The organism is Flavobacterium indicum GPTSA100-9 = DSM 17447 (assembly GCF_000455605.1).
In the GTDB taxonomy this organism is placed as follows: Bacteria; Bacteroidota; Bacteroidia; order Flavobacteriales; family Flavobacteriaceae; genus Flavobacterium; species Flavobacterium indicum.
This window is the reverse complement of the sequence record NC_017025.1, coordinates 1,510,288-1,528,759: the sequence shown is the minus strand read 5'-3', so window position 1 is coordinate 1,528,759 and position 18,472 is coordinate 1,510,288. Positions and strand designations below refer to the sequence as shown.

17 protein-coding genes are annotated in these 18,472 nt (G+C 29.1%); 4 read left to right on the top strand and 13 right to left on the bottom strand.

What is annotated here, in order from left to right; all coding sequences use genetic code 11:
• Nucleotides 1-45: 45 nt before the first annotated feature.
• Nucleotides 46-720, top strand: a complete 675-nt coding sequence (locus KQS_RS06885) for a DUF2461 domain-containing protein (protein ID WP_394332337.1) — start codon at nt 46-48, stop codon at nt 718-720.
• An 82-nt stretch (nt 721-802) separates the two neighbouring features.
• Here the strand turns inward: KQS_RS06885 and KQS_RS06880 are convergent, their stop codons facing one another.
• Complete coding sequence (locus KQS_RS06880; protein WP_014388471.1) at nt 803-1,195, bottom strand: hypothetical protein; 393 nt, start codon at nt 1,193-1,195, stop codon at nt 803-805.
• A 32-nt stretch (nt 1,196-1,227) separates the two neighbouring features.
• Here KQS_RS06880 and KQS_RS06875 point away from each other — a divergent pair, with 32 nt between their 5' ends.
• Nucleotides 1,228-1,638 carry an NUDIX domain-containing protein gene (locus KQS_RS06875; RefSeq protein ID WP_014388470.1) on the top strand — a complete coding sequence of 137 codons (411 nt, stop codon included), beginning with the start codon at nt 1,228-1,230 and terminating at the stop codon, nt 1,636-1,638.
• Here KQS_RS06875 and KQS_RS06870 read toward each other — a convergent pair.
• The 3 genes from KQS_RS06870 to KQS_RS06860 form a co-directional block, all read right to left on the bottom strand.
• Complete coding sequence (locus tag KQS_RS06870; RefSeq protein ID WP_014388469.1) at nt 1,628-2,878, bottom strand: mechanosensitive ion channel family protein; 1,251 nt, start codon at nt 2,876-2,878, stop codon at nt 1,628-1,630. The genes KQS_RS06875 and KQS_RS06870 overlap by 11 nt on opposite strands.
• Nucleotide 2,879: 1 nt before the next feature.
• Nucleotides 2,880-3,167: a DUF3817 domain-containing protein gene (locus tag KQS_RS06865; protein WP_014388468.1), complete on the bottom strand. Its 288-nt coding sequence runs from the start codon at nt 3,165-3,167 to the stop codon at nt 2,880-2,882.
• 194 nt (nt 3,168-3,361) lie between these two features.
• The gene (locus tag KQS_RS06860; RefSeq protein WP_014388467.1) at nt 3,362-3,724 is read right to left on the bottom strand and encodes a hypothetical protein; all 363 of its coding nucleotides are present in this window, start codon (nt 3,722-3,724) and stop codon (nt 3,362-3,364) included.
• A 181-nt stretch (nt 3,725-3,905) separates the two neighbouring features.
• Between KQS_RS06860 and KQS_RS06855 the strand changes: the two genes are divergently transcribed.
• The gene (locus tag KQS_RS06855) at nt 3,906-5,819 is read left to right on the top strand and encodes a DUF294 nucleotidyltransferase-like domain-containing protein (protein ID WP_014388466.1); all 1,914 of its coding nucleotides are present in this window, start codon (nt 3,906-3,908) and stop codon (nt 5,817-5,819) included.
• Between the two features lie 3 nt (nt 5,820-5,822).
• On the top strand, nt 5,823-6,416 hold the full coding sequence (locus KQS_RS06850) for a 3'-5' exonuclease (protein ID WP_014388465.1): 594 nt from the start codon (nt 5,823-5,825) through the stop codon (nt 6,414-6,416).
• A 60-nt stretch (nt 6,417-6,476) separates the two neighbouring features.
• Here KQS_RS06850 and acs read toward each other — a convergent pair whose 3' ends face one another.
• From acs to KQS_RS13985, 9 genes are all read right to left on the bottom strand, one after another.
• A complete protein-coding gene (gene acs / locus KQS_RS06845; RefSeq protein WP_014388464.1) occupies nt 6,477-8,384 on the bottom strand; it encodes an acetate--CoA ligase in 1,908 nt (635 codons plus the stop codon).
• Nucleotides 8,385-8,466: 82 nt separating this feature from the next.
• A complete protein-coding gene (locus tag KQS_RS06840; protein WP_014388463.1) occupies nt 8,467-10,359 on the bottom strand; it encodes an acetate--CoA ligase in 1,893 nt (630 codons plus the stop codon).
• A gap of 27 nt (nt 10,360-10,386) precedes the next feature.
• A complete protein-coding gene (locus tag KQS_RS06835) occupies nt 10,387-10,755 on the bottom strand; it encodes a response regulator transcription factor (protein WP_041252243.1) in 369 nt (122 codons plus the stop codon).
• Nucleotides 10,756-10,769: 14 nt separating this feature from the next.
• Complete coding sequence (locus KQS_RS06830; protein ID WP_014388461.1) at nt 10,770-13,457, bottom strand: ATP-binding protein; 2,688 nt, start codon at nt 13,455-13,457, stop codon at nt 10,770-10,772.
• A 345-nt stretch (nt 13,458-13,802) separates the two neighbouring features.
• The gene (locus tag KQS_RS06825; RefSeq protein ID WP_014388459.1) at nt 13,803-14,018 is read right to left on the bottom strand and encodes a DUF6814 family protein; all 216 of its coding nucleotides are present in this window, start codon (nt 14,016-14,018) and stop codon (nt 13,803-13,805) included.
• 13 nt (nt 14,019-14,031) lie between these two features.
• Nucleotides 14,032-15,570, bottom strand: a complete 1,539-nt coding sequence (locus KQS_RS06820; RefSeq protein WP_014388458.1) for an MFS transporter — start codon at nt 15,568-15,570, stop codon at nt 14,032-14,034.
• A gap of 28 nt (nt 15,571-15,598) precedes the next feature.
• A complete protein-coding gene (locus KQS_RS06815; RefSeq protein ID WP_014388457.1) occupies nt 15,599-16,975 on the bottom strand; it encodes a hypothetical protein in 1,377 nt (458 codons plus the stop codon).
• Between the two features lie 99 nt (nt 16,976-17,074).
• Nucleotides 17,075-17,494 carry an IS1/IS1595 family N-terminal zinc-binding domain-containing protein gene (locus tag KQS_RS06810; protein ID WP_014388456.1) on the bottom strand — a complete coding sequence of 140 codons (420 nt, stop codon included), beginning with the start codon at nt 17,492-17,494 and terminating at the stop codon, nt 17,075-17,077.
• Nucleotides 17,495-17,774: 280 nt separating this feature from the next.
• Nucleotides 17,775-18,413 (bottom strand): archaemetzincin, encoded by a 639-nt coding sequence (locus KQS_RS13985; RefSeq protein ID WP_014388455.1) that lies wholly within the window; start codon nt 18,411-18,413, stop codon nt 17,775-17,777.
• Nucleotides 18,414-18,472: the final 59 nt, after the last annotated feature.

The following is an 18,472-nucleotide window of genomic DNA, read 5'->3' as shown; positions in this document are numbered from 1 at the left end:
GATTTTATAAAACTTAATGTAAATTTGTGTAAATCGTGTTAACAAATAACTATGCTTACAAATTCCACTTTCGAATACTTAGATTTATTAAAGAAAAATAACAATCGTGACTGGTTTACCGATAATAAAAAACGATTTGAGGTTGAAAATAAAAATGCAAAAAACTTTTTTACTGAGGTATTGGCTGATTTAGAGAAAATAGATAGTATTGAAAGGATGCAAGTTTTTAGAATTTATCGTGATGTTCGTTTTTCTAAAGATAAAACGCCTTATAAAACTCATTTTTCAGTCGGATTCACAAGAACTAAACCTTTGTTACGAGGTGGAATGTATTTACATATTGAAGATGGCGGTAGCTTTGTTGGTGGTGGTTTTTGGGAACCAAATAATGAAGATTTGTATCGTATTCGAAAAGAATTAGAATTAGATGCGTCTGATTTAAAAGAACTTTTGAATGATGAAAAATTCAAATTTTATTTTAAAAATGGATTAGAAGGGGAAGAATTGAAAACGGCACCTAAAAATTTTGATAAGAATCATCCGGATATTCATTTAATACGAAAAAAACAATTTTTACTAACGCGTCAATTTAGCAATAAAGAAGTTTTAGCGCCTCAATTTAAGGAAGAAGTTATTGCTACATTTGCAGCTATGCGTCCATTTTTCGATTATATGAGTGATGTGTTAACAACCGATTTAAATGGTGAAAGTCTTTATTAATTTACTTGTTGTCAGGTTTTAGTATCTAAATAAGATATTGAAAATATATAATTCATTTGAATTGAAACAAATCATACAAGGGTCATTGATTTAGTAACATAACCTGACTTTTCAGGCGTTCAATCAATAAATTCATCATTCTTTTGTTTAAATTAGATGAGTTTTTAATGTATTCTTGGTATTCCTCTACACTAAATAAACCAATAATCATTCCTTTCAACGAATTTCTAAATTTCAAGTCTTTTTGAATGGCATTTTCAATATATTTTTCTTTCTTTTCTGGACTAAGATCAAAGAAAGTATTTTTTTGTTTCGTTGCATAATTCTTAAAAACTTCAATTAATAATTCATTTTGAAGTTTAAGAATGGGTCTAAGTGTATTGTTTTGAAAATATTCTTCACTTAAAGATTCTATGTTTTCATTTCCAAAGCGAACTGTTTTCAGGGGCAGTAAAAATTGACTTCTCTCAATCATTTTTTTATTTTAAATTTACAAAAAAAATAGCCATGAGTACCTATACTTCAAAAATTTTTGTAACAGTTGATATATTAGTTATTAACAATGAAACGGAAGAAATTCTTTTAATTAAACGATTAAATGAACCCTTTAAAGATTGTTGGGCTTTACCAGGAGGTTTTGTAGATGAAAATGAAGATTTAGAAGCAGCAGCTCATCGAGAATTAAAAGAAGAAACCAACTTAGAAGTAGAAGAATTATACCAAATTGGTGCTTTTGGAACACCAGGAAGAGATCCAAGAGGACACATGATTTCAATAGCATATTTGGGTTACTCAAACGATACAGAAAATACTAAAGCAATGGATGATGCAAAAGAGTTAAAATGGTTTAATATCAATAATTTACCAAAATTAGCATTTGATCATAGAGAAATTATTGAAATGGCAATTACAGAGTAAAATCGTCTTGATTTTTGGCGGGTTGTAATTCAAATAATTCCAAATCAAAATATTTGATTGAGGCAATTACATGATCAAAAATGTCGGCCATTATATATTCGTAGTTTTCCCATTTTTTATCTTTACTAAAACAATAGATTTCTAATGGGATTCCTTTTTCAGTAGGTTGTAAATAACGTACCATCAACAACATATCTTTATTTATTCCAGGATGAGAAAGAATATATTGTTGAATATATTTTCTAAATAAACCAAGATTGGTAAGATTACGACCATTGATTGATAAAGACTTATCTATTTGGTTACTACTATTAAACTTGTCAATATCCTGTTTTCTCTTATCAATATAGGTTGAAATAAATTGAATTCGTTTTAAGTGTTCTAATTCCTCATCTTTTAAAAAACGTACCGATCCACCTTTAATTAAAATATGACGTTTAATTCTTCTACCATCAGAATTAATCATACCGCGCCAATTTCTAAAACTATCGGAAATTAGACTATACGTAGGAATTGTAGAAGTGGTATTATCAAAATTACGAACCTTTACTGTAGCTAAATTTATTTCTTCAACATCACCATCAGCGCCATATTTTTCAACGGTTATCCAATCGCCAATTCTAACCATATCATTTACAGTTACTTGAATACTTGCTACAAAACCAAGAATCGTATCTCTAAAAATTAAAATAATAACGGCAGAGACCGAACCAAAGGTGGTTAATAAAGTCGTTTTTGTAGTATCAAATAAAATTAAAATGAACGAAATGAAAGCATAAATCCACATCGTAATCATGATCACTTGAACATAACTGTCAATAGGTTTGTCTTTATATTTAGGTTGCAATTTTAAATAATCACGTAAAGCGTTTAAAATACTACGTAAAATTAAAATGGATAAAATAATGATATTGAATTTGACCAATTTTGTAAAAAGTGATTCCCAATACACAAATTTGTCTAATACTAGCGGCACTTTTTTACTAATGTAATACAAAGGAACCAAGTGCGCCATATACTTGGCGGTTTTGTTGGCAACCAAAAAATCATCAAAACTCGATTTCGTTCGAATAGCCACCACTGCCAAACACACAATTAATATTTTTTTAAAAACATAATCGAGTATATAAGCAATTATACCTAGAATGATTAAATTAACTACTAAATTTATATATAAAGATAGTGTTGGACTAACTTCTAAGTTTTTTAAAATGGGTTCAGCTATATCGTATAACTTCATGTTAATTTGTTGATTTTAAGTATTTTGAATCAATATAAAAAGTTCCAAAAGGAAGTAGGGAAGCCCCAAGAATGATTGCAAAGTCTTTTTTATTCCAGTTTTTTTCTTCTTTTAAAAGAAAAGCTAAAATTACATATAAAATAAATAACACACCATGAGCCATACCAATAGGTTTCAATAGTGTCTTATATAATTCTAGATTATTTGGTTTGATTATTAACATATTAGCTAATAAAACTAAATAAGAAACTCCTTCAAAAAGTGCGGTATATTTAAATATTTTTAACATATATTTTGGTTGAAATTATACTGCAAAAATAGGAAATACTTCAGTCTAAAACTAATTATGAATAGTTGGCAGTGCTTAAAATAGTGTTAAAAATAAAAAAGCCAATTGATCAATTTAACCAACTATCATTGAAAAGTAAGTAGATAAGTAGTTAAACTAATTAATTAGCTTAATATTATGTAAAATAGAAAATACTAAAAAGCTAAAAATGCTTTGTTGTATTCTCTTAAATCTAAGATGTTATTTTTCTTTTCTAAATCTAAAAGTAAAGAAATAAAATATTCAAAACTTTCTAGATCATTTGTTTCTGAAAAATTAAATTCTTTTTCTGAATCATCAATAGGTTCATCCATTGGAATTCCAATTAAAAATGCGCCATTAGTTTCTAAATGTTCATAAGCTAATCGTAATGCTTTAGTTAAAACCGGATTTTGATCATCAAATGAATATTCACGTAACTTTTTTAAATTTTCAATTGTAGAAGAACAATCAAATTTATCTAATAATAATTCTTTTTGAATTTTCTCAATTAACGAAAGTGCGTATTTATTTTTCAAAGTGTGTAATTTTAAGTTGCAAAAATAATTTAATATTTGTGTATTACCAACTTTTTAGCAAAATCTATTAAAGTATTTTGAACTATAATATACATTATGTAAAATAGAATATTTTTAAAAGTATTCTTCATCTATTTAATGAATTAATTGTATTTTTGATTTGTAATTTCTACTCTACATCATGAAGAATACTTTTGCAGAAAATATAGTTGACTTCTTAAAACAACATGACCCTTTTAAAAATATAGATTATTCAGATTTATTAGATATTGCTTCTCAATCTGAAATTATATATCTAGAAAAAAATAAAAGATTATTTAAGGTTAATGATGAATTGCATACTAATTTTTATATAGTTAATTCAGGTATAATTCATTTAACAAAAATTATAGATGCTCAAGAAACATTAATCACTAAATGTTATTCTGGTTCTATTTTTGGTTTGCGTCCCTTTTTTGCAAAAAATAATTATGCCTTAAACTCCATAGCAAACGAAGACGCGATTATTTATGCTATTCCTATTGCATTATTTAAACCAATATTATCTAAGTATGCTTCCGTTTTAGATTATTTTTTAGAACATTTTTCAGATCAATCAAAATCGACTGGCGAAAATTATCAAAATTTAAAATCTATTTCTGAAATTAATTCAGATTCAGAAACTACGGATTTCTCCTATTTTCAAGAATTAGAATATGATAAAAATCCATTATTAGTACCATTAACAACCACTATTTCAACAGTTGCCAAAAAAATGGTTGATGGTAATAAATCGTATGCTATTGTAACTAATAATGCCCGAATTACAGGATTAATTACAGATAGTGATTTTAGAAGAAAAATTGCTTTTGGTTTTATCAATTTAGATGCTGATATTACTACTATAATGCAAACTAAATTCACAATTGTTGATTCTTCAATTTCAGTTGCAGAAGCTCAATTATTATTATTAAAAAACGATACTGCTTTTCTTTGTGTAACTGAGGATGGTTCCGACAATTCAAGAATTAAAGGTATAATTTCTGAACGCGACATTATAAAATCGCAATCCAATAATCCTGGAGTTTTAATTGATGAAATTAGAAATTCAAGAGATTTTGAAGAATTAAAATATGTTCACTCCAAGTATTTGTTCATCATTCAAAATTCGTTCACAAAAAATATTCCTATTTTCCATATTAATAATACAGCAGGTGAAATTTTACATTCCATAATTCATCAATGTATAAAATTATCTATAGAGCAACACGGTACACCTCCTGCCCGTTTTGTTTGGCTTGCATTAGGAAGTCAAGGTAGAAAAGAGCAATTGGTTCTTAGCGATCAAGATAATATGATTGTATATGAAGATGTGGGGCCAGAAAAACATAGAGATGTTAAATTTTATTTTGTTCAATTGGCAAAAACGGTGATTCAAAAGATGGAATCATTAGGGTACAAACCGTGTCCAAATGAACATTTAGCGAGTAATATAAAATGGTGTAAATCAATGTCAGATTTTACAAGTATTTATACCAATTGGATAAAATCACCAGGAGAAAATATGTCCGATTTTAGTGGAATATTTTTTGATTTTGAATACATTTATGGTGAAAATAAAATAAAAGATAGCTTAGAAATTGCTATCTATCAAAGTTTGAGAAATAATAAATTGTTTTTTGATTACATTGGCAATCAATTATTGAAAACACCACAACCATTGTCTTTCTTTAAAAAGTTCAATTTAGATGAAAATGGTAGTACCAAAGACTTATTTAATTTAAAATTAAAAGGCATTCAGTTTTTTGTTGATGCTGCGCGAATTTTTGCTTTAAGTCATAATTTAAAAGGAATCAATAATACCTATTTACGATTTAAACAAATGGCAATAACTGATCTAAAAAATAAGGAATTATATTTAGATTTTGCCGAAAATTATCTTGAATTACAACGTTTTAGAGCACAAGAAGGAATATTGAATGATAATGATGGTTCTTATTTAAATACTTCTAAAATGAGTAAAATAGATAAAGAAGAATTAAAGAAAGCATTGCAAACAATTGATGAAATTGTTCGTTTAATAAAAGAAAAATATCAATTAACAAGATTTTCATAAAGAATGTTAGGCATTTCAAATATATTTAATAAAGATTATCCGGAATTTTGGAAAAAATATACAGAATCTTTCAAATTTAAAGCAACAAAATATGTTGTTATTAGTCTAGAAACTTCTGGTATTGATCCTGAGAAAGATGTAATTATGGCAATTGCAGCAACATCTGTAATTGGAAATCGAATTATTATCAAAGATTCATTTGAACTATTTATTCAACGAATCAATGAAAATTCTTCTGAACTTACCAATGAATTTATTACAGTCAATAAATTTGAAAAGATTTCTGAAAATGATGCCATTGTTACCTTATTAAATTATTTATCTAATTCAATTATAATAGGACATAGAGTTAATTTTGATATTGAAATGTTAGATAAATGTTTAAGTAGAATGAAGTTGGGTAAAATTAGAAATGAAGCTTATGATATTGAAGCTATGTTTAATAAGCTTCAAGAAACGAACGATAAAAGTTATTCCCTAGAACACATGGGAAAAGCATTAAAGATAAACCTGAGTGATAGAAATTCTGTATCAGATGATGCTTATTCCATTGCTTTACTTTTCCTTAAATTAAAAGATAAATTAGGAATTCAATAAAAAAGCCTACCAATTGGTAGGCTTTTTGTTTAAATAAACATAACCAAAAGTAAATTTAAACTAAATTTTACCTTCTTTAATTTCGTCAACAATTTCTGGATTAAGAAGCGTAGATGTATCTCCAAAGTTAGAGAAATCACCTTCAGCTATTTTTCTTAAAATTCTTCTCATGATTTTTCCAGAACGAGTTTTTGGTAAACCGTTAACAAACTGAATTTTATCTAATTTAGCAATAGGGCCTACTTGATCAGAAATTAGTTGATTAATTTCTTTTCTTAAGTTATCGTGATTACGGTATTCCCCACTTTCTTTTAAAATAACATAACCGTATAAGGCATTTCCTTTAATATCATGTGGGAATCCAACAATCGCACTTTCAGCAACAGCAGGGTGTTCATTTATTGCATCTTCAATTGGTGCAGTTCCTAAATTATGTCCTGATACAATGATTACATCATCAACTCTTCCTGTAATTCTATAATAACCAACTTCATCTCTTAAAGCTCCATCACCTGTAAAATATTTTCCTGGAAAAGCTTTAAAATAGGTGTCAATATATCTTTGATGATCGCCCCAAATGGTTCTAGCAATAGACGGCCATGGGAATTTAATACACAAACTACCCGTAACTTGATTACCTTCAATTTCATTTCGCAATTCGTCCATTAAAACAGGTTGAATTCCAGGTAAAGGTAATGATGCATAAGTAGGTTTTGTAGGTGTGATAAACGGCAGTGGTGAAACCATTATACCACCAGTTTCTGTTTGCCACCAAGTGTCTACTAAAGGACATCGCTTCCCTCCTACATGGTCGTTATACCAGTGCCATGCTTCTTCATTAATTGGCTCACCTACAGAACCAATCACTTTTAAAGAACTTAAAGGGAATTTTTGTACATAATCAATACTTTCTTTAGCTAATGCACGAATAGCAGTTGGTGCTGTATAAAATTGATTAACTTGATGTTTTTCAATTACTTCCCAAAATCTACTAAAATCAGGATATGATGGAACTCCTTCAAAAATTACAGTTGTAGCCCCATTTAAAAGCGGTCCATAAAGAATATATGAATGGCCAGTAATCCAACCGATATCAGCTGTACACCAATACACATCATTCTCTTCATAATTAAATACATTTTTAAATGTATACGCTGTATAAACCATGTATCCAGCGGTTGTATGAACCATTCCTTTTGGTTTACCTGTAGAACCCGAAGTATATAAAATAAACAGCGGGTCTTCAGCATCCATAATTTCTGCAACATTATTATCCATTGCAGCATCTAATAACGGTTGCGCCCAAATATCTCGTCCGTCTTTCATAGAAACATTTTCATTTGTACGCTTAACCACTAAAACTTTTTCTACAGAAGGACATTTTTCAAGTGCTTCATCAACAATACTTTTTAAATTTATTGTTTTATCTCCACGATAAGCACCGTCCGATGTAATGACCATTTTACAATCACTATCCGTAATTCTAGCCTCTAAAGCACCAGCTGAGAAACCTGCAAAAACAACAGAGTGAATGGCACCAATTCGAGCACATGCTAATACAGCAATAGCTAAATCGGGTATCATTGGTAAATAAATACAAACTCTATCACCTTTTTTTATTCCTAAATCTCTCAGAACATTTGCCATTTTTGAAACACGAACATACAATTCATTATATGAAATATGTTGTGCTGCTTCACTTGGATTATTTGGTTCAAAAATTATAGCTGTTTTATCCCCTCTTTTAGCTAAATGTCTATCAATACAGTTTTTAGTAATATTAACTTTTGCGTTTAGAAACCATTTAAATTGAGCTTCTTGCATATCGTATTCAAAAACTTTATCCCATCTTTGATACCAAACAAAGTTTTCATCAGCAATTCGATCCCAGAATTTTCTAGGTTCTCTTACTGATTTTTTATACATTTTAAAGTAATTTTCTAAATCCTTAACTTTATAGTAACTCATTTTGTTAATTTTTTAATAATGTAAATATAATCAAAGAAACAATTCAGTTTTTGAAAATCGTGCTAAATAGATATATATAAATCTATTTCTTTCCAAAACCATATTGCTCTAAATCTGTCTGAATTTCATCTATTATTGCTACATCATCAATAGTTGATGGAATCTGAAATTCGGTTTTATCAGCTATACTTCTCAATAATTTTCTTAAAATTTTACCTGAACGTGTTTTAGGCAAACGCTGTACGATAACAACATTACGTAAGCTTGCCACTGCTCCAATTTTTTCACGTACCAATTGTACTACTTCGTGTTCTAATTGAAAATGTTCCATTTCAATACCCGACTTAATAACAACAAAGGCTAAAGGAATTTGTCCTTTTAAATCATCATTGGCTCCAACTACAGCACATTCTGCAACACTTGGATGCGAAGCAACGATTTCTTCCATTTCTGCAGTAGATAATCGGTGTCCAGCAACGTTTATAACATCATCTACTCTACCCGTAATATAAATATAATCTTCTTCATCTTTAAAACCACCATCACCTGAGAAATAATAGCCTTCAAATTTATTTAAGTATCCAGATTTAAATCGTTCATTATCTTTCCATAAATCTAATAAAGTACCCGGAGGCAATGGTAATTTAATAACTACATATCCTTCTTCATTGGGTCCTAATTCTTGTCCGTTTTCACCTAGAATTCTAATATCATAACCTGCAACAGCTTTACCTGCTGAACCTGGTTTTACAGGTAAATATTCAACTCCCATCATGTTCGCTATCATTGGCCAACCTGATTCTGTTTGCCACCAATGATCTATAGCTGGCACAGGAATATGTTCATTGTACCATTCTAAAGTTGCAACATCACAGCGTTCACCTGCTAAAAATTGCGTTTTTAAACATGTTAAATCATATTGTTTAATAAAATCTCCATTTGGATCTTCTTTTTTAATAGCACGTATTGCAGTTGGTGCAGTAAACATGGTGCTTACTTTATGTTCTGAAATAATTCTCCAAAATGTAGAGGCATCTGGCGTTTTTATTGGTTTACCTTCAAACACGATGGTTGCATTTCTATTAATTAATGGTCCATACGTAATAAAACTATGTCCAACTACCCAACCAACATCAGAAGCTGCCCAGAAAACTTCATCGGGTTTAACACCATAAATATGCGTCATTGAAAACTTTAATGCCGTTACATAACCACCTGTATCTCTAACAATTCCTTTTGGTTTACCCGTTGTTCCAGAAGTGTATAAAACATATAATGGATGAGTAGCATTTACGGGTACACAAGGTATTTCTTCCGAACCGTATACTAAAGCGTCATAATCAATATCGTATTTTTTAAATGGTATCTTAGCTCCTAATTTTCTATTTAATATAACAACATTCTGTGGTTTATGTTCTGCTAATTCAATTGCTTCATCTACTAAAGGTTTATAAGCAATTAAACGTTCAACTTCTATACCCGATGATGCTGTTAAAATTACTTTAGGTTTACAATCATCAATTCTGATGGCTAACTCATGTGGTGCAAAACCACCAAAAACCACGGAATGCGTAACTCCAATTCGAGCACAAGCTAACATGGCAAATAAAGCTTGAGGAATCATGGGCATATAAATAACGGTTGTATCCCCTTTTTGCAACCCTAATGATTGTAACCCACCTGCTAATTTTGCAACTTCTGATTTTACTTCACTAAATGTAAATTTTCTTATTGTCTGTGTTACAGGGGAATCATAGATTAGGGCTATATTATCGCCAAAACCATCTTGTATATGTTTATCAATAGCTAAATAGCAGGCGTTTAACTCACCATCTTCAAACCATAATGGATAATCATTTTTGTCTTTAGATAAAATTATACTGGGTTTAGAAAACCATTCTATTTGTTGAGCTTGCTGTTCCCAAAAAGCTTGAGGATTTTCAATACTTTCGGTGTATATTTCATTATAATTCATAGTGTTTTTAATAGTTATATTATATTGTTAAATTTCTTCTAAAAGTTCATTTATTTTTTCTACTAATTTTTTAATAGAAAATGGTTTTGTCATATAGGCATTGGCACCTAAATTTATTCCTTTCTCGATATCACTTTCTTTATTTTTTGCTGAAAGGAAAACTATTTTACAGTGATTTAATTTTTCATTTTTTTTAATTTCAGTAATTGTAGCATATCCGTCTACATTAGGCATCATTACATCAAGAATGATAGCATCTGGGATTTCAGATTCTAAAATATCCAATGCTTCTTGTCCATCACGTGCAATAAAAACTTGAAAATTACTTTTCTTGAAAGTATATTCTAAAGACATGATGATATTGGGTTCGTCGTCAACTATTAAAATTTTCTTCATATTCATGGTTCTTACTATTCATTAATTGGGAGTGTAAAATAAAAACAAGCGCCTCCGTTTTTACTATTTTCAGCCCAAATTTTTCCTTTATGATGTTCTATGATTTGTTTACAAATGGCTAAACCTAAACCACTTCCGATTGGTTTTTTTATATTTTGATTACTAGATTGATAAAATTTATCAAAAATAACTTCGAAATCATTAGGGTGAATTCCTTTTCCGTTATCTTGAATTGAAGTTTGAATATAACCTTCTTTCTCTTTAATTTGTATAGTGATTAAACCTTCTAATTCAGGACAAAATTTTATTGCATTTGAAACTAAATTTGTAATTACTTGTATAATTCTTTCTTCATCGTAATAGGCATAAACGGGCCTGTTATTTTCTAGAAATAAAGTCACATTTTTGTTTTTCATTAATTGTTGAAGAGGCTCTATTGTTTTGTCTATAGTTTCAATTAAATTATATTTAGCGGGATGGATTTTTTGTTTTCCAGTTTCAAATTTTTCTAAATCCAATATTTTGTCAATTAAGCGATTCAACCGGTCTGATTCTGAAATAATATTTTGTAAAAATTGTTTTTTCATTTCATCAGGAATCTCGTCGTCATCGAATAAAATTTCGCTCGCAGCTCTAATTGCTGTAATTGGAGTCCTTAATTCATGTGTTACCGTATCTAAAAACTCATCTTTTTGCTTGTCTTTTAATACCAAAGTTTCATTTGCTTGCTGTAGTTGAGTTGTGATCTTTTTTAATTCATTTGAAGTTTCCGTTAACTTTTTATTTATAATGATATTTTCATTAGATTCTTCTAGAATTTTTAAGACCTCTGCAAGTGTAACTTTCTCTTCTTTAACAACACTAGAAATCAAAATTTTTGCTGATGCCGTACCAATATGTCCCGTTAATAAATTTTCAGCAAATTTTATTAATCTAGCATCAGCAAGTTCAGAATCAGTATCTACTTTATATTTTAAATTAAAAATTGTTAATGCTCTTTTTGTTCTTACTTCACCCAAAAATTTAATTAAAACTTTTTCTATATCACTAGTATAAGCTGTTCCTTTCCATACAAATGCATTTTCATGATTGTTACTATATTTATCAATATCAATGTACATTTCAGCATAATTTCTTTCTCGATAATTTCCTTTAAAACTTACAGATACACCAAAATAAATGATACAATTGAATAATAAACTCCAAAAAAAGGCGTGCGGAACAGGTTGTAGGTAGTCAAGGCCAAATAATTGAAAAGGTTTTAAAATTGAAATATTGAACAAACCATTGTTAATAAAATTTGTTTCAGTACTTGAAATTCCTATGGCATACGGAATAAGCAGCGTGTAACAACAAATAATTACTCCTACAATTAAACCCCATGTAGCTCCTTGTTTTGAACCTCTTCTCCAAAATAAAGCACCAAAAAATGAAGGCGCTAATTGCGCTATTATTGCAAAAGAGACTAATCCGATTGAAACTAAATTATAATTCAGAGCAAAATAGCGGTAAATTAGATAAGAAAGTACAATTAAAGTAAAAATTCCAATTCTTCTAATTTTTATAATTTGTTTATTATTAATTACTTGCACTTCATTACTTAATTTTCCAAGAAAAGTATAAGGAATTAATAAGTTATTACTCAACATGGTAGATAAACTTATACAAGCAACAATAATCATTGAGATTGCTGCTGAAAATCCACCCAAAAAAACAATAATTGTTAAAAATTTATTATTAAATAACTGTGGAATTAATAAGGAATAAGAATCAGCATTAACAGATTGACCTTCAAATAAAATATTACCTCCCCAAGCTATTGGAAATACGAAAATATTAAATAGCAATAGGTATAAAGGGAACAACCAAATTGCAGTTTTTAAATGTCTCTCTCTATTGTTTTCAACTACAGAAACTTGAAATTGTCTTGGTAACAAAAAAACAGCAAAAAGCGACATTAAAATTAAGAAAAACCAATTTATACCTTGACTTAATCCACCAATTTGGTTTCTTTCTTTAAAAAAAGGAAGTTTCGATGCTTTACTATAAATGTCTTCAAAGCCATCAAAAACAAAAAATGTTACATATATACCAATAAAAATAAAAAATACTAACTTTAAAATACTTTCTACTGCAACTGCTGTAACAATACCTCTTCTTTTTTCAGAGGCGTCTACATATTTTGAACCGTAATAAGAAGCAAACATGGCTAATGCTATCGAAACATAGGTAGTAGTGTCATCAAATATGTTAAAACTCGATTCTGTTTCAGATACTATATGAAATGATTCCGAAATTGCTTTTAATTGTAGTGCTATATAAGGTAAGATTGCAATTAAGCAAACAAGTGTCACTAAGGCGCCTAAAAATCTACTATTCCCATATCGCAAAGAAATAAAATCTGCAATACTTGAAATTTTGTTTACTGTAGAAATTCTAATAATTCTTCTAAGTATTATTATCCAAGCAGGAATAATAATTATGGGACCAAGATAAATGGGTAAATATTCTAATCCTGATTTTGCAGCTACTCCAATACTTCCATAATAAGTCCAAGCTGTACAATAAACTGCTAAAGATAATGAGTATACGTAAGGATTATTACTCCATTTAACATTTTCTTTTTTCTCTGACCAATGTGCAACAAAAAAAAGAAAACCTAAATAAATTAATAAAACTATTATTAGAGTAATACTATTCATAATATCTTTTCAAAATTAGATAGGAAAGAATAACTGAAAAAAACCAGATGGAAAACACATAAATATAAATTACTGGAATTCCGAAAATAAATGAAGACTGATCAAACAGTAAAATAATAGGCAAATTGAACCCTACCAAAAGGATAAATGAAAGCACTACTAATTTTTGCTGATGTCTTTTTTTCATTTTTAATAATTATCTATTGATTTTAAAATTAATTTCTTAAAAATATAACATTTATTTTAGATGTTAAAAAACATTTTGCTAAATTAATATAGTTATAGAAATAAAATAAAGCTCTTGAATTTCAAGAGCTTTACAGGTGTTATAAAAGTATTATTTACTTAATCTTCATATTCATCTGTTATTGCATAGTAACCGAAAATTGCTAATCCAGTAACGACTAATGGCAATAAAATGAAGAAGATAATGATTCCAAAAACTAGATCGTCTTGTTTACCAGAAGTTAATTTACTTCCAAAGATTCCAATACTAAAGTAGGCTACTGCAACAGCAAGTAAAATCCATACTACTCCTAAATATTTTTTTAATGCATTCATATCTTTAAGTTTATTATTCGTGTAATGTGTTAATTTTTCTATCAATGTATATCATACCAATTATAAATGATATACCAGCAATAATGATTGGATACCATAATCCTTCTAAATAAAACTCTGGATCTCCTGCATCTTTTGCTGTTGTAACAAAATAAGTTGAAATTGCAGGTAATAAACCACCAAAAATTCCATTTCCTACGTGATACGGTAAAGACATTGACGTGTATCTAATTTTTACTGGGAACATTTCAACTAAGAAAGCAGCAATTGGACCATACACCATAGTTACAAATATTACCTGAACAAATACTAAGAAAATTAGTAAAGCCATATCAGAAGAATTGATTTTTTTTGTAATTTTTGTTTCAATTTTTTCTTTTCCTTTCTCATCTAAGATAACTTTTCCGTTTTCTAAATGTACTGTTTTTACTTCTTCTAATAAAGTTCCGTCTGAATATTCTTTGTTAGTTGTGTAAATTGAATCAATTTTTGTTGCATCAATTTCTTTCATTGATGGTACCATTTTTGTTTTTTCAACAATCTCTGTTTTAAGAGTAACATCTGTAGTTTTGTACATCATTTTATAAATAGGTCTGTATAATAAAATAGCTACTAACATTCCCACCATCATGATGTTTTTTCTACCAATTTTATCACTTAACCAACCAAAAACTATGAAGAAAGGTGTTCCTAAAACTAAAGCAATTCCTAATAACGTTTCTACTTGTGAAGCATCTACCATTTGGACAGTTTTTAAGAAATTCATTGCATAGAATTGCCCTGTATACCAAACTACTCCTTGTCCCATAGTTGCTCCAAATAAAGCAAGTAAAACAAATTTTAAGTTGTATTTATTTCCAAAACTTTCTTTTAATGGATTGGTAGCTGTTTTACCTTCTGCTTTAGCTTTTGCAAATTCTGGCGATTCATGCATGTTTTTTCTGATTTGTACTGAAACAAATACCATTAAAATTGAAACCCAGAAAGGTACTCTCCATCCCCAATCATCAAACTGTTCTTTTGACAATAATGATTTAGTTGCAAGAATAACTAACAGAGACACAAATAAACCAACCGTTGCTGTAGTTTGAATCCATGCAGTCCAATATCCTTTTTCTCCTTTTGGAGCATGTTCAGCTACGTATGTGGCAGCACCACCATATTCACCTCCTAAAGCTAAACCTTGTAATAAACGTAATACTAATACTAAAACCGGTGCAGCATATCCAATAGTTTCATAACTAGGAACACAGCCAATTACAAAAGTGGCACCACCCATTAATAATAGTGTAACCATAAAGGTGTATTTTCTACCAATTAAGTCGCCTAATCTTCCAAAAAATAAAGCTCCAAATGGTCTAACTACGAATCCCGCAGCAAAAGTGGCTAATGTTGATAAAAATGCTGCTGTTGGATTGTCTGAAGGGAAAAATTTTGTAGATAAAACTACTGCTAAACTTCCAAAAATATAGAAGTCATACCATTCAATCATTGTTCCCATAGAGGAAGCAGAAATCACTTTCCAAATTCCTTTTTTATTGTTATCGCTCATAATTATATATTTAGTTTGTTTTTTGTTATTATAAATATACTTGTAATTGTAATAAGAATTCTCCTTTATAACCATCTATATTATCTACTGCAGTATAAATGGGTCTATTAGAATATTGTGCTGTTAATTTAGCATGATGACCATCTAAGAATAAGTTAGTTCCTAAATCAAATTGATTACTTCCAGTCTTTAATGCATCAAAATTTTTATTTGTATAAGCAACATAAGGTTGAATTCTTACTTTAGGTTTTTCATTTTTATTTGGTAATAAAAATCCGGCCTGAGTATACCAAATTGAACCAGTACCAATCATTGGTTGTAAATTTCCAGGACCTGCTAATGCTTTATTCCCTGTGAATGTTGGATCAACAACTCCTTCATTCATAATACCAATGTTTCTAAGATATTTTGGTCCAAAATCATAATTATAATAGACACTATAAGCAGTTAAAGCCATTTTCTTTTCTTTAGCTCCTAAAGGCATGTCTAAGAAAATATCTCCAGAAAATAAGTTTATAGGATGTTTTTCAACTACTCCGTTCACAGAAGTTTTAGTTGAACTTGGAGCAGTGTAGAACCCAGCACCTATATTAAAAACTTTTTTTGTACCTAAATAAGTCCCCACTTTAAAAGGCAAAAGGTTTGCTTCTTTGTCTAAGAATTGATATTCAACATATCCAGCTTTTGACCATCTTGCATTTCCATTGTTATCAACAGCTACAGCCGCAGATGCATCAGTTACATTAGTAGGTGCTATAGAAGTAGCAAAAGGTTTGTTTAAGCTGAATCGGTACTCTAATTTATTGTATTTTCCTTTGGCAAAAATACCAACCTGACGAGCAAATTGATCTGAATTATCAATTAAAGGCCAGTTGAAAATAGGTGCATCAATTGTTAAAAAATTTAAAGTTGAAGCCATAGTCATTCTAGACAATCCCATATAGTAATGTAGCCCACCTCCTATTGATAAACTAAAAGGTTTACCTTCTTTTGGCAAAACTACTGCATATTCATTCCATGCATCATGAAAAAACAAACCTGGTTTTTTTCCTGCACCGTAACCACCAGTCCCAGCAGTACCTGCAGCACCACCATTTGTAAAAGTTTGATTGTTGATACCGAAATGTGTTACAATCATGTAACGCGGCGATATTTGAGCATAAGCTAAAATTCTAAGTCTTCGTAATCCAATATCTTCTTGTGCAGATGCTGAAGCATCGCCAATCATTGTTCCTGGATTCATTTGTGAGGAGCGCATCCAAACTTGATTCCAAGCAATAAATCGGATGTACTTATTCCCTTCTGGATTAAGGTTTAATTTTAAACCACCACCATAGTCAGGAGATCCTTGACCAAAGGAGATTGCTGATAACAAAGATGCAGCAGCGATTAAAATTTTTTTCATAATGATTAATTTGGTTAGTAATCGATTTTCGTTTGACCAAATTCTAAAAAATCACAATTGAAAAAAATTGTTATATATATTTATGTTAAGTTATATAGATTAATCTTTAAAACGTTCCCATTTGATAAGCATAAATTTGTCACCCAATTCAGTGATAATCATACCTGCGCCTGATAATTGATCTTTGTTCTTTAAAAACTCAACCAATTCAGCATGCTTAAAAATTTTATAGGTTGGATGGTAATTTGGATGTGGTGGTTTTTTAATTTTAAATTCCTTTACCCAATTACTGATTGATACATGTGATACCCCTATAATTCGTTCAATTTCTCTATAACTTAATCCTTCTAAATACAACTGTAATGCCTTTGTAACATAGTAATCATCTATCTTTTTACCAAGTTTATTTACGGTAAAATAATAATTGCATTTTTTACACAAATAACGTTGTCGATCTTTAATGATTCCACTTTTTACAACAGTTGTATTTTGACATTTCGGGCAACTTAAAACATCCATATATATAAATTTTGCATAAATATACTAATTTAGCAACAATATACAAATATTATTCTTAATTATTATTCAATATTATTTTATATAATTAAAAAAAAAGTTTTATTTATTGAATAATATTTAATAATTAGTCTAATTTACTAAATCAACACATTAATAACATGCAATTTCAGCTATTTTTTTGATATATATGCAATGAACTTTAATTTTTCACATATTTTTATTGAATAAATAAAAAAAATAATTAAAAAATTAAGTTTGTATAATTATTATAGTATAAATTTTAATTTATTTTATTTTTACAAGACTTGCAAAGTGCTAAATTTTCATTATCAATTGTGGAGATTTTTTCTGCTGCAGCCGTCATAACACATTTTTTATTTGGACAATGAGGTAATCCTAAATTATGACCAAATTCATGAATGGTAACTTTCTTAAAACGTGTAAAGGCTAATTTTTTGTTTTTATGTTTTAATCTAAATGTTGAAATAATGGCACTATTTCCCGGTCTGTAAGCTAATCCCATAACACCAAAATCGGAATATTTCCATGTTGGTTTTTCAATATTCCCTTTTGTATCATGTTTTGTTGTAGAAATATCTGAATTGGTCACTCCCACTATATAATCAACATGAGAAGGAATTGTTCTATTTTGAAATCTAATAATGCTGTCAGCTCTATATCTTGGAGATTTTATAGAAATAAATGATTTTTTATCATGTTTAATTGGGGGTAAAACAATGGATTTACATCCATAAAAACTATCTAATGCTTGTGCTATTTTTTTAGTTTCTGCTATAGAAATATTTTCATAGGGTTGAATTCCAACAATTCTTTTTTTAAGAGTAGTTTTTACAGACTCATTTTTTGATGTACAAGATAAAAGTATAAGGATAAAAGTAAAGTAGAAGTTTGATTTCATTTGTTTGGTTTTAAAAAAAAAAGCATCAAATTTGATGCCTTTTTTAAATAATTTTATTT